The following is a 12,430-nucleotide window of genomic DNA, read 5'->3' as shown; positions in this document are numbered from 1 at the left end:
GCTGTCCACACTGTGAGCGGTACGTCTCAGGTCGGTTGACGGGGAACCGGGGACCTGTTCCACTTGGCGCATGCGTCCACAGCAGTGGCTGGTCACCCGCTCCCACATCGACTTCGGTCGCGTGTGGTCCTCTTCCTGTTGAGCTGACCCACTGCGCGCCCGCCCGCCGGCGGGCGCCCCGCGCGTTCTCGCCTCGCTTGTCGTCTTCACACGCGCTCCCCTCCCCTCGCGCCCCCGTTCTCACGTCTGTTCACCCATGGCCGCTGCCCGACACGCACGCCCACGCGCGCCGGACCCCCTGTGGACTAGCAATTGCAGCCGCAGTCGCAGCAGTCACAGGAGTCACAGCCGCAACTGTCCCCGCAGCAGTCGCCACAGCCGCAGTCGCAGTCGCAGTTGTTGCACAGGCCCTCCCGCCGCTGCCGCGACCACGGCCCTTCGTACTCGTCGGCGCAGCACACCTTGCAGGTGCAGCACAGCCCGAGGGCCGCCGCGCACCCGGCCCACATCCCGCGCCGGTCCCGGCGCGGCGGCTCGCCGCCCAGGGGATCGCCGGGCGGTCCGTAGGGGGCGCCCGGCGGCTGCGGGGCCCGCGGAGCCCGCGGGGGTCCGAAGGCGGCCTCGGGCGCGTGCCCGCAGGAGCCCGTCCCGAAGGCCCGGTCCACCGAGCGCCGCAGTTCGTGCGCGAGCAGCAGATGCGCGAGCCCGCCGTCGACGAACTCCACCTCGCGCAGGGCGAGCCGGATGCCGCGCAGCGCGTCCTCGGCGAGGCGGCGGGCCTCGGTGAGCGGGGTGCCGGTGGCGGTGAGCGGGTTCCAGGCACCTGACGCGGCGTCGGCCGCCCGGTCCTGCACGGCGTCCAGCAGATGCGCGAGCCGGCCGAAGAGCCGGCCGGCCTCCGCGAGCGGCGCGGCGTTCCCCGGCCGGCCGGCCAGCACGGCGGTGTGCGCGAAGGCCGCGGCGGTCGCGGTCTCGGTCGGTTCGGTGACGGTCAGGACCGGCGTGCCCACGCCCGCCAGGGCCTCGATGCCCACCTGCCGGTCGACGGCGTCGACGAGGATGCCGGTGTCGAAGCCGACCGCCGATCCGCCGCGGGCGCCCGCCCGGCCCCAGTTCGCGGCGACCCGGCGCGCGGCGAGCGCCACCGGACGGCGCGCCAGCAGCCCGTCCCCGTCGGCGACATGGTCGCGCACCTTGGCCGAGGCGAGCACCAGCGAGACGGCCGCCGCGAGCCGCGCGCCCTCGCCCCGGGCGACGGAGGCGGTGCGCATCCCGCGCAGCGGGCAGGGCCCCGCCGTGCGCCGGCCCGTCGCCGCCGGGCCGGACTGAGCCTCCGTCAGAACCGAGAGCAGCAGCCCGTCGTAGTTCGTCACGACGCGGGCGAACTGCCCGTGATCGCCGCGCAGCGCAAGACACAGCCCGCACAAGTGCGCCATCCACTGGGCTTCGAAGTCCTCGCCGAGCCGATGCCGACAGGGCCGTACCATCCCGAACACGACGTCCCCCCGTGTGCTCATACGACGTTGAACCGCCGCATCGTATCGGCCGACCGTCGGTCCGTATCGTCCGCTCCGCTCACCCGGACGCACCACTTCTCACCCATACGCCGCGAAGAATCATATTTCACTCACAGTCAGCAGCCGTACGAGGCACGACCCTTGGGGGGACCGGGCTCTCGACGTACGCGCCGTGCACCAGTAGCGTCACAAACCCCCCGCGCGGCGACTATCCACTTGGCGCGCCATCCGCATCATGGACGACCATAGGGGTGCGGAAAGCAAGAAGGACCGCTGTGAGAGGAGGCGTCCATGGGATCGGTACGCAAGGCGAGTGCCTGGCTTGGCCTCGTCGACGACAACGATGACGAGCGCTACTACGACGACGACTACTCCGAAGGGACCGAGCAGCCCGGGGATGCCTGGGTCACCGACCCGCGGGTCAAGGTGGCCTCGGACACCGCCGAGGAGAAGGGCCGCCGGATCGGCACGGTCACCCCGGACAGCTTCCGGGACGCCCGCGCCATCGGCGAGCTGTTCCGCGAGGGCGTCCCGGTCATCATGAACCTCACGGCCATGGAGGCCGCCGACGCCAAGCGCGTCGTCGACTTCGCGGCCGGGCTCATCTTCGGCCTGCGCGGCTCCATCGACCGCGTCTCCAACCGCGTCTTCCTGCTCACCCCCGCCGACACGGAGATCATCAGCGGCGAGCCGGCCGCGCACCGTTCGGACGGCTTCTTCAACCAGAGCTGAGGCAGGGCCGCTCACCGGCCCCGCCTCGGCCCCCGGGCCGGGTCAGCGGAAGGCGTCGAGTCCGGTGAGCGCCTTGCCCAGCACGAGCTGGTGCATCTCGACGGTGCCCTCGTAGGTGAGCACCGATTCGAGATTGGTCGCGTGCCGCATCACGGGGTATTCGAGGGAGATCCCGTTGGCACCGAGGACGGTCCGCGCGGTACGGCAGATCTCGATCGCCTCCCGTACGTTGTTGAGCTTGCCGAAGCTGACCTGCTCGGGGCGCAGCCGGCCGGCGTCCATGCGCCGCCCCAGATGGTGGGCGAGCAGAATCCCCTTGTGCAGTTCCACCGCCATGTCGGCGAGTTTGGCCTGAGTGAGCTGGAAGCCCCCGATCGGCCGCCCGAACTGCTCCCGTGTCCTCGCGTAGTCGACGGCGGCCTCGAAACAGCTGCGGGCCGCACCCATGGCGCCCCACACGATGCCGTAGCGGGCGTGCGAGAGACAGCTCAGCGGGCCGCGGAGGCCGACGACCCCGGGGAGCACGGCGTCGGCGGGCAGCCGTACGTCGTCCAGGACGAGTTCGCTGGTGACGCTGGCGCGCAGCGACCACTTGTGTCTGATCTCCGGGGCGGCGAAGCCGGGGGTGTCGGTCGGCACGGCGAAGCCCCGGATGCCGTCGTCGGTCTGCGCCCACACCACGGCGACGCCCGCGACGGAGCCGTTGGTGATCCACATCTTGCGGCCGCTCAGCACCCAGTCCCCGCCCTCGCGCTTGGCGTGGGTGCGCATCGAGGCGGGGTCGGAGCCGTGGTCCGGTTCGGTGAGCCCGAAGCAGCCGATGACCTCGCCGGACGCCATGCGGGGCAGCCAGTGCCGCTTCTGTTCCTCGCTGCCGAACCGGTGGATGGCGTACATGGCGAGGGAGCCCTGTACGGAGACGAGCGAGCGGATGCCGGAGTCGGCGGCCTCCAGTTCGAGGCAGGCGAGCCCGTACTGCACCGCGGAGGCGCCGGCGCAGCCGTATCCGGTGAGGGACATGCCGAGGGCCCCGAGGGCGCCGAGTTCGCGGGTGAGTTCCCGGATGGCGGGGAGTTCGCCGCTCTCGTACCACTCGGCGACGAACGGCAGCACGCGGTCCGCGGCCCAGGTCCGCACGGTGTCGCGGACGGCCAGGTCCTCCGGGTCCAGCAGGTCGTCGAGGCCGAGCGGGTCGGCCGGATCGAACGGGGGCAACGTCGAGGACGCGGACATGGAACACCCTCCGAGAGAAAACCGGGCGCCGTGCGGGACGGGCCGTGATACGCCGTCGGCCGGCTGCGGCTGCATCGTGGCCCGGCGTGGTTTTCCGCGGGCCCTCGGGGCACTGCCGGGCCGCGGCGGACCCCGCTCGACCCGCTTAGCACCGCTAGTTAAAACTTCCGCCCCGACGCTACGACCCCCCACGCCCCACGTCCAGCCCACCCACCGCCCCAACCGCACGGCTCACGCCGACACGCGTGCCCACTCGGCGCCGCGGCCTACGGGCGCGCAGCGAGCTACGGCCGCGGGCAGCGGGTGCGGGCTGCGGGGGAATCGTGACCGGCGCGCAGATCCCGCCACGACCCCCCACACCCCCACACCCAACCCCCCACCGACCCGACCCCGCGGCTCACGCCGACACGGGTGCCCACTCGGCGCCGCGGGCCCCGGGCTGCGGGTGCGTCCTCCGGCTGCGGGCTACGGGCTACGGGCTACGGGCTACGGGCTACGGGCTACGGCGGAATCGTGGCCGGCGCGCAATTCCCGCTACGACCCACACATCCCCACGCCCGGCCCCCAACCGGCCCGACCCCGCGGCTCACGCCGACACGTGTGCCCGTTCGGCGCCGCGGCCTACGGGCTACGGGCTACGGGCTACGGGCTACGGCGGAATCGCGGCCGACGCGCAGCTCCCGCTACGAGTCCCCACACCCCCACGCCCAGCCCCCACCGGCCCGACCCCGCGGCTCACGCCGACGCGTGTACCCACTCGGCACCGCGGGCTACGGGCGGGCAGCGGGCTACGGCCGCGGGCAGCGGGCTACGGCCGCGGGCAGCGGGTGCGGGCTACGGCGGAATCGTGACCGGCGCGCAATTCCCGCTACAAGCACCCACGCCCCCACGCCCAGCCCCCACCGGCCCGGCCGTGCGGCTCACGCCGACGCGTGTGCCCGTTCGGCGCCGCGGGGTGCGGGTAGGTCCAGCGGGGTCGGTTCGCACTGCATCGCCCGGGGCAGCCGGAGCGCCATCGCCGCGCCGAGCAGCAGCAGCCCCGCGCTCACCAGCAGCGTCACATGCAGGCCGTGCACGAAGGAGTCCTCGGCCGCGCGGCGCAGGGCGGCTCCGGCCGGTCCGCCGAGCCGCCCGGCCACCTCGTACGCCTCCCCGAGCGAATGCCCGGCCGCCGCGGAGGCCGGTGCCGGCACCCCGGGCACGGACGTGAGGCCGGGCGCGTACGCCGCGTTCATCACGCTGCCGAGCAGCGCGATACCGATCCCGGCCCCCAACTGGTAGGAGGTCTCCCCGATCGCCGCGGCCCCGCCCGCCTGCCGGGCCGGCGCCTCGCTGAGCATCGACTCGTACGCCCCGAAGAGGGTGGTCTCCAGGCCGAAGCCCAGCAGGACGAAGCCGGCCAGCAGCAGCCCGGTGTTGTCGTGGCCGCCCATCGCGGTCAGCGTGAGCACGGCCACCGCGGTCAGACAGAAACCGAAGCACACCATCCGCCGGGGCCCGAACCGGCGCAGCATCCGCGCCCCCACCAGCCCCGCGGCCATCGCCGCGATGGTCAGCGGCAGCAGCCGCAGTCCCGTCTGGAGCGGCGACAGCCCGAGCACCAGTTGCAGATACTGCGCGGCGATCAGCTCAAGTCCCACCAGCGCGAGCATGGCCAGCACGATGCAGCCCACCGCGGTGCTGAACGCCGGCCGCGCGAACATCCGCAGGTCCACCAGCGGATACGGGCGCCGCCGCTGCCGGCGCACGAACCACACCAGCAGCAACAGGCCCACCAGCAGCGGCACCAGCGTGTACGGGCTCGCCACCGGCTCCCCGCCGCCGAGCCGCTTCACACCGAGCACAAGACCGAACAGCCCGGCCGCCGCCGTCAGCGCGCCGGTCACGTCCCAGGGCCCGTTGCGCTCCCCCTTCGACTCGGGCAGCAGCAGCCGTCCGACCGGCAGGCTGACCAGCATCAGCGGGATGTTGACGAGGAACACCGAGCCCCACCAGAAGTGCTCCAGGAGGAAGCCGCCGAGGAGGGGGCCGACCGCGGCGCCCACCGCTGCCACCGCGCTCCAGACGCCGATGGCCAGCGCGCGCTCGCGCCGGTCGGGGAAGACCTGGCGGAGGATCGACAGCGTCGCGGGCATGATCATGGCGCCGCCGACGCCGAGCAGCGCCCGCGCGAGGATCAGCACCTCGGCGCTGGACGCGGCGGCGGCCAGCGCGGAGGCGACGCCGAACAGGGCGTAGCCGAGCAGCAGGATCCGTCTGCGGCCCACCCGGTCGCCGAGCGTGCCGAACAGGATCAGCAGCGAGGCGCAGACGAGCGGATAGACGTCGACGATCCAGAGCAGTTCTATGGCGCCGGGCCTGAGGTCCTCGGTGACGGCGGGCACCGCCACGTGCAGCACGGTCGCGTCGAGGGCGACGAGCAGCAGGCTGACACAGAGGACGACGAGGACGACCCAGCGGTTGGCACCGGCCCCGGCCGCCCGACGGCGCAGCCCAGCGGCGGCCGTGGTCGTCCCGGACATGTACGTACCTCCCAGAAGTTCCCTCGCGTACGGCGGACACCGGCGGGGTGGGGACGCCCCGTCGTACGGCCGGAGAGGAGCGGGGTCTCCAGCGGCGCGCGATACGAACGCGAGTGACATGCCAGCGTACGCGAGTCCGTCGGGGTGGTACGTGGCGGACCTCTCACAGTCCGCGTCAACCCGTGTGGCGTACACCACTCTGCAAACCCTTGACCGCCCACCGGCCGGTCCTGCGCTCCCACGGCCGGTCGATAATCGAGCCCGTGACCGATCTTGAGACACGGGTGACACCCGCTCGCGCCGCACCGCTGCGCCGGGCGGCCCCGGCACTGCTCGGGTACGCCGCCGTCCGCGCCCTTGGCCTGGTCGTGCTCACGGCGTGGAGCGCGGCGCGCGGCAAGGACGCCCACACGCTGCTGACCGCCCGCTGGGACGCGCTGTGGTACACGCGGGTCGCCGAGCTGGGCTACGGCTACGAGGTGCGGCTGCCGAACGGCGACGTCCACTCCGATCTCGCCTTCTTCCCGCTGCTGCCGTGGCTGGAGCGGCTGCTGCACGCGGTGCTGCCGCTGTCGTACGCGGACGCGGGTCTTGTCGTCGCCCTGCTCGCCTCGCTCGCCGCGGCCTGGGGGATCTTCGCGGTGGCCGACCATGTGTACGGCCGCGGGGCGGGGGTGTGCGCCGTGCTGCTGTGGGCCGTGCTGCCCGTCGGGATCGTGCAGTCGATGGCGTACAGCGAGTCGTTGTTCACGGCGCTCGCCGCCTGGTCGCTGTACGCGGTGCTGACGGGGCGCTGGGTGAGCGCCGGGGTGCTCGCCGCGCTGGCCGGGCTGACCCGGCCGGTGGGGCTCGCCGTGGTCGCGGCGGTGTGGGTGGCGGGCCTTGCGCCGTTCGTGCGAGGTCGGCGCACCGCGATATCGGACGGCGCGCGCGCTGACGGATGCGCCCCTGACGCCGTAAGCGCCGCCCACGCCCGGCGCGTTCGGACCGCGGCGGGCGCCCATGACGCAACACGCGCCCCTTGGGTCACTCGGGGCGCAGACGTGTGGCGGCGCTCCCTCGGCCTGCTGATCGCTCCCCTCGGGGCGGCCGGTTATGTCCTGTGGGTGGGCCGTCGCACCGGCAGGGGCCCCCTCGGGTACCTCGATGTGCAGGCGGGCTGGCGCAACGGCTTCGACGGCGGATACGCCTTCGCCCGTTTCATCGCCGACAAGTTCACGTCAATTCCATCGGCCTTCGCGGGACTTGCGCTGATCATCGGCGTCGCCCTGCTGATCCGGCTGTACGCGGCCGGGATACGGCAGGGCCAGCCGCCCGCGCTGCTGGTGTACACCGGCGTCGTCACCGCGCTCGCCCTGTGCGCGTCAAGCTACTTCGGCTCAAAGCCGCGCCTGCTGCTGCCCGCCTTCCCGTTGCTGCTGCCGCTCGCCCGGTCCCTGGCCCGGCTGCCCACCTCCCGGTCGGCGCAGGTCACGGCCGGTGTCGCGGTGGTCTCGGCGCTCTACGGCGCGTTCTGGCTGAACGGCTCCGGCCCGCCGTGATCACAGCCGGCCGCCGGGTGAGCGGCAGGAGAATTCCGTCCGATGCCCCGGTGAACGAATTCATAAGCGCCGTAAAACGAACACCCGGCATGATCAAAGGAATTGCACCCGGCATCGACCGTGGATTGTGGAATCTTCGGGAATTGGCCGCCAGTTGAGAGGTTTCCCACATCACATCGTCATCACAAAGCCGCTGATTCGCCCGGGCACACAGCTCACTCGCTGTAACGTCGATTGGGTGCGTACCGAACGAAACCTCACCCGTCTGGACCGGGTGTTCGCCAGGCTGGACCGTGAGCCGGAACGACCGGCCCACATCGATGTGCCGAAGATGAGCCGGCACCGGGTCGTTCTGTTCTCCGCGACCCTGGCTTTCTACCTGGCGATCGTCTGGGCCGTGGTGACCACCTCGTGGTTGGTTCGGCTCGACTGGCAGGTCATGTTCTTCCGGCCCTACCAACAATGGCCGGAGATCCATGCCTTCCTCGACTACTACGTGGTGCTCGGCCAGCGCGGCCCCACCGCGGTGATGGTCTCGGCCTGGCTGGGCTGGCGCTCCTGGCGGCAGCACACGCTCCGTCCGCTGCTGACCCTCGGTGCCTCACTGCTGCTGCTGAACATCACGGTCGGCGCCGCGAAGATCGGCATGGGCCGGCTCGGACCGCACTACGCGACCGTGATCGGCTCGAACGAAATGGGCCTCGGCGGCGATATATTCCCCAGCGGTCACACCGCCAACGCGGTGGTCACCTGGGGAATCCTGGCCTATCTGGCCTCCACCCCGAGGGCGCGCCGCTGGCTGTCCGCGCTGTCGGCGGTGACCTCGCTCGGCGTCGGCCTCACCACCGTCTACCTCGGTACGCACTGGCTGAGCGACGTGTTGCTGGGCTGGGCCGCGGGACTGCTGATCCTGCTGGCGCTGCCGTGGGTCGAGCCGCTGATCGCCAAGGCCGAGACGGCCCTGTTCGACCTGCGCGACCGCTGGCGCGCCGGCCGCACCACCCCCGCGCCCGCCGTCCCGGTCACGCCCGTGGTGCTCAAGCCGCGCACCACGCCCGCCGACGAGACGCCCGCGGCCCGCGAGCCGGTCGCCTCGGTCCGCACACCCCGGGCGCCGATCCATCTGGCGCCGGGCCCGCACACTACGCGCGCCGAGCGCACTCCGGTCACCCCGGTGGGCAGCCGCCGCCCGCCGCATGCGGACCGCGTCCCGCGCGCCGGCACCCAGGCGGCCCGCCCGATGACCGGGGGCTGACGGCGCCGCGGCGGCGGGTCCGGTACGCACACCACCCGCCGCCGCACCGTCTCAGCCCTTCCAGGCGCGCGCCACCCTGCCGTCCCGCACCTCGAAGTTCAGCCGGCCCACGCGGTACTCCATGGTGATGATCGCGCCGGGCGGCAGCGAGCGTACGGTCGACCATCCGCGCTCGCGTGCCCGCCGCTCGGCGGCCGTCGCGTCCAGGCCGACGTACCCTTCCGGACTGTCCTTGGGCTCCGCTGGCGGAGTGGGAATCGGTGCCATACGGCCACGCTAGGCGCTGTCCGGCCACCGGGGAAGCGGAACGGTCGCGGGCACCCGCACATACCTCTCCGGTCACGCTTCTGTCACAGGATCACGACATGTGTTCCGGTCGAACTCCGTCACACGAACGGGCGGTTCCGGACGTCTTACCGGCGCATTCGAACGGAATTACCGCGTGTTGCGGTGCCCCCTCGAAATGCACCGGGGAAAGGTGCCGGAGTGCCGCTCGGGGACGGCCGCGGGGCCGCTTTCCCGGCCGAATCCGGACGGTTGGCGGGAACTGACGTCGCATAGGAATTTCACCGCGCCGCCACAGAACCCCCGTAACCCCGCCGCCGGCCCCGGAGCGGGGCGGACGGCACGACCCGCCCACCCCGGCACACGACAGCCGCAGCCAACCCAGGGGCGCGGGGAACTGCGCGCCCAGCCACGATCCACCCGCACACGCCCCGAACCACACCCCGACGGCGGGCCTACCCGAAGCCGAACCGACGGCGAGCCCGGGACCGAACCGGCAGACTGACCGAGGCCCGGACCGGCGGCGAGCCCGGGGGCGGACCGGAGATGAGCCCGGAGCCGGAGCGGCGGCGTGGTCAAGGGCGGGTCGGCGTGTCCGCGATCATGCGCCAACTGCAGCCGACCCAGGGGCGCGGGGAACTGCGCGCCCAGCCACGATCCACCCGCACACGCCCCGAACCACACCCCGACGGCGAGCCTGCCCGAAGCCGAACCGACGGCGAGCCCGGGATCGAACCGGCGGGTGGGGGCGCGGCTCAGAGGGCGAGGTGCTGGCCGGGCACGATCAGGTCGGGGTCCGCGCCGATGACGGACCTGTTGCCGGCATAGATCCGCTGCCAGCTGGTTCCGCGCCGCACCGCGATGCCGCTGAGCGTGTCGCCCTCCCGGACGGTGTAGTCACCGCCGACCACGGACCGGGCGGCGGCGTCCTGTTGCCGTGGCCGCTCGGACCGGGTGGACTGCGCCGGGGCGCTCCGCCTGCTCGTGCGGGCCGTCGCGTCCGAGGCCGGGCGGTCCGTGCTTCCGGCTCCGGCGGAGCCCGCCGCGGGCGCGGTGCCGGACGCGCCGGCGCGGGCCGAGCAGACCGGCCAGGCGCCCCAGCCCTGGGCGCCCTGGACCTTGGTGGCGACCGCGATCTGCTGTTCCCGGGTGGCCCGGTCGGCGGTCGGCGCGTACGCGGTGCCGCCGTAGGCGCGCCATGTGCCGGCGGAGAACTGGAGCCCGCCGTAGTAGCCGTTGCCGGTGTCGATGTGCCAGTCGCCGCCGCTCTCGCACCGGGCGATGCGGTCCCATACTCCGCCGTCCGCCGCCGCGGCGTTGCCGGCCGCGGCGAGCACCCCGAGCGGGGCCAGCAGCGCCGCCCCGGCGAGGGCCGCCGTGGTCCGCGCCCGGCGGGCGCTGCCGCCCCGGGCGCCGTCCGCACGGACGTGGTCGCGAGTGATATGGGCGCATTCCGAGTGTTCGGACATGTCAATCCCTCTCCGCAAACCCGGGGTCCCCCAAGCCGGGGCGCGGCCCTCGCGCAGGGACGCGGGGGCGCAGCGCTCCGGCCCGTCCGCCCGCGCCGGTGCCGCGATGGTGCCGGACCGGTGCGACGGCGGACGTACCCGAGCGGTGCTCGTTGCACACGGCGGAGGAATCTAGGCAGCCGCGCGGGCCGGCATCAACCAACTCCTCGTCATTCCAGGCCAGTTGACCGTTACCTCGGGTATCGGCGATTTCCGGACACCCATTTCGTTCGCCGATTTCCGGATTTGTCGACCAGTCGCCCTGTCGACCTGTGACCCAGTTCACCGCCCCAAGTGCCCCTGGCCCGCGCGAAGTTGACACACCGTACCCATGTCGATACCAAGGGTTACAGGGTGTGCCGGCCGGGGTGATTCCGTACTCCCCGGAGCGTGACTCCCGCCACAGGTCGCCCGTTGTCTTCTTCATGAGCCCGGAACCCCGGGGCTCACGGGCCGGGAGCCACCCGGTCGCACCGCACCGCATCCCGAGGGAGCCACCGTGCCGCGCATGCTCGACGTCAGCGACGCCGTACGCGCCGAGATCGGCGACGAAGAAGCCGACCGGCTGCTCGCCGGAGAGAACGCCCCGGGCAGTTACGACTGCACCTCCTGCCGCACCCCGGGCGACTCCGAGCAGGAGCGCACCAGCACCGTCCTGTTCATCGGGGAGGAGACCGCCGTCCTCGCCTTCGCCCACGCCAGCTGCCTGCCCTCGCAGGTCGTCCAGGTCACCGAGGAGCAGTTGCGCGGGGCGGTCCGCTCCATCAGCGGCGACGCCGCATCCGCCGGCGGCCCGGTGCAGGCGGTGCCCGAGCAGGCGGTGCTCGGAGTGACCAGCGGACTGGTCCTGATCGCCGGGGAGTTGCACCCCGCGCTCGTCGTGGAGCCGACCGCGCCGATCGTGCGCCCCGGCACGACCGGGACCGGTGACGACTTCCTGCCGCTGCTCATCGAGCAGGGGTTCATGCCGCTCACCGTGCTGAACGCGGTGCCGCCGGTGCTGCACGGCTGGTCCGTGCTGCTCGCGGTGGGTCAGCTGCACGCCGTCCTGCAGCCGGGCGGCAACGGCGGTCAGCCGGTCGCCTGGTGGCAGGCGCACCAGCCGCTCCAGGTGACCGACAGCTGGCGGGCCGCCGCCAACAAGCACCAGCAGGTGCTGATGTTCGCGGCACCCGTGGGTTCCATCGGCCGCCAGCCCCGCGAGGATCTGCTGCGGGACGCGCTGGACAAGGCCGCCGCGGTGGGGAAGCTGGTCGCGGCCACGCTGCCGCTGGCCGGTACCTGACGGCTCCGCGCGTCCCCGGGGCGCCCGGGCCCACTCAGCGGTCCTGAAGGGGCCGCGGGTGGTGCGCTGTTGGTGGCGCAGTTCCGCGCGCCCCCAAAGCCGCCCGCCGGGGCCGCATCCCGAGCGGCCCCGGGTCGTTTGGAGATACGTGCACGCATATGACGCTCCTTCCCGCCGCTCCTCCTTCTCCCCCGTGCCGTCGGCCAGGGCCGCTCAGGACTCATCCGGCGGCCACTCGGCGACGCCCATCTACGACTCGGTGTACACGGAGTGGCTGAAGAGCTTCCGGGCGCTGCCGGGCGACCGCAGCGGCGAGGAGGAGCTGAAGTTCACCGCCTTCGGAATCGCCCCGCACACCACCGGAGCGCACGGGACGGGCACGTACGACACGGGGGCGCACGGCTCGCACGCGTACACCGCCTACAGCGCCGGTGCCTACAGCGCCCGCCACGGCACCGGGCAGCAGCAGGTGCAGTGGCAGCGGGTCGGATCGCTGGGGCGGCACGAGAACGGGATGCATCACGTGCCGGCCGCGCTGCCGCCAGGACCGCG

General features: G+C 73.1%; 10 protein-coding genes. 5 read left to right on the top strand and 5 right to left on the bottom strand.

Annotated elements, in window-relative coordinates; translation table 11 throughout:
- Positions 1–305: 305 nt before the first annotated feature.
- Positions 306–1,496, bottom strand: coding sequence for a DUF5685 family protein (locus AC27LF_RS34330; RefSeq protein WP_479659450.1), 1,191 nt, complete (start codon positions 1,494–1,496; stop codon positions 306–308).
- A gap of 312 nt (positions 1,497–1,808) precedes the next feature.
- On the opposite strand from AC27LF_RS34330, the gene AC27LF_RS34325 reads away from it, so the two are divergent.
- Positions 1,809–2,249, top strand: coding sequence for a cell division protein SepF (locus tag AC27LF_RS34325; protein WP_351729755.1), 441 nt, complete (start codon positions 1,809–1,811; stop codon positions 2,247–2,249).
- A 42-nt stretch (positions 2,250–2,291) separates the two neighbouring features.
- Here AC27LF_RS34325 and AC27LF_RS34320 read toward each other — a convergent pair whose 3' ends face one another.
- Positions 2,292–3,482: an acyl-CoA dehydrogenase family protein gene (locus tag AC27LF_RS34320; protein WP_479659376.1), complete on the bottom strand. Its 1,191-nt coding sequence runs from the start codon at positions 3,480–3,482 to the stop codon at positions 2,292–2,294.
- A gap of 920 nt (positions 3,483–4,402) precedes the next feature.
- Complete coding sequence (locus AC27LF_RS34315) at positions 4,403–6,004, bottom strand: MFS transporter (protein ID WP_479659375.1); 1,602 nt, start codon at positions 6,002–6,004, stop codon at positions 4,403–4,405.
- 263 nt (positions 6,005–6,267) lie between these two features.
- On the opposite strand from AC27LF_RS34315, the gene AC27LF_RS34310 reads away from it, so the two are divergent.
- Both AC27LF_RS34310 and AC27LF_RS34305 read left to right on the top strand, forming a co-directional pair.
- A complete protein-coding gene (locus AC27LF_RS34310; RefSeq protein WP_479659374.1) occupies positions 6,268–7,545 on the top strand; it encodes a mannosyltransferase family protein in 1,278 nt (425 codons plus the stop codon).
- A 238-nt stretch (positions 7,546–7,783) separates the two neighbouring features.
- Positions 7,784–8,800, top strand: a complete 1,017-nt coding sequence (locus AC27LF_RS34305) for a phosphatase PAP2 family protein (protein WP_479659373.1) — start codon at positions 7,784–7,786, stop codon at positions 8,798–8,800.
- Positions 8,801–8,851: 51 nt separating this feature from the next.
- On the opposite strand, the gene AC27LF_RS34300 is transcribed toward AC27LF_RS34305, so the two are convergent.
- Positions 8,852–9,067 (bottom strand): I78 family peptidase inhibitor, encoded by a 216-nt coding sequence (locus AC27LF_RS34300; RefSeq protein WP_351729740.1) that lies wholly within the window; start codon positions 9,065–9,067, stop codon positions 8,852–8,854.
- A gap of 773 nt (positions 9,068–9,840) precedes the next feature.
- A complete protein-coding gene (locus AC27LF_RS34295; protein ID WP_479659372.1) occupies positions 9,841–10,554 on the bottom strand; it encodes a transglycosylase family protein in 714 nt (237 codons plus the stop codon).
- A 538-nt stretch (positions 10,555–11,092) separates the two neighbouring features.
- Here AC27LF_RS34295 and AC27LF_RS34290 point away from each other — a divergent pair.
- Both AC27LF_RS34290 and AC27LF_RS34285 read left to right on the top strand, forming a co-directional pair.
- Positions 11,093–11,878 (top strand): hypothetical protein, encoded by a 786-nt coding sequence (locus AC27LF_RS34290; RefSeq protein WP_479659371.1) that lies wholly within the window; start codon positions 11,093–11,095, stop codon positions 11,876–11,878.
- Between the two features lie 148 nt (positions 11,879–12,026).
- On the top strand, positions 12,027–12,430 hold a 404-nt coding region (locus AC27LF_RS34285; protein ID WP_487231286.1), incomplete at its 3' end, for a hypothetical protein.

The organism is Streptomyces diversicolor, assembly GCF_057537855.1.
Note: the sequence above shows the minus strand (reverse complement) of the source record. Positions and strands in the feature narration are given on the sequence as shown.

Bases quoted from the DNA above. Each gene is read 5' to 3' on its own strand.
- AC27LF_RS34295 (WP_479659372.1), bottom strand. From the start codon at position 10,554: ATGTCCGAACACTCGGAATGCGCCCATATCACTCGCGACCACGTCCGT.
- AC27LF_RS34325 (WP_351729755.1), top strand. From the start codon at position 1,809: ATGGGATCGGTACGCAAGGCGAGTGCCTGGCTTGGCCTCGTCGACGAC.
- AC27LF_RS34315 (WP_479659375.1), bottom strand. From the start codon at position 6,004: ATGTCCGGGACGACCACGGCCGCCGCTGGGCTGCGCCGTCGGGCGGCC.
- AC27LF_RS34300 (WP_351729740.1), bottom strand. From the start codon at position 9,067: ATGGCACCGATTCCCACTCCGCCAGCGGAGCCCAAGGACAGTCCGGAA.
- AC27LF_RS34320 (WP_479659376.1), bottom strand. From the start codon at position 3,482: ATGTCCGCGTCCTCGACGTTGCCCCCGTTCGATCCGGCCGACCCGCTC.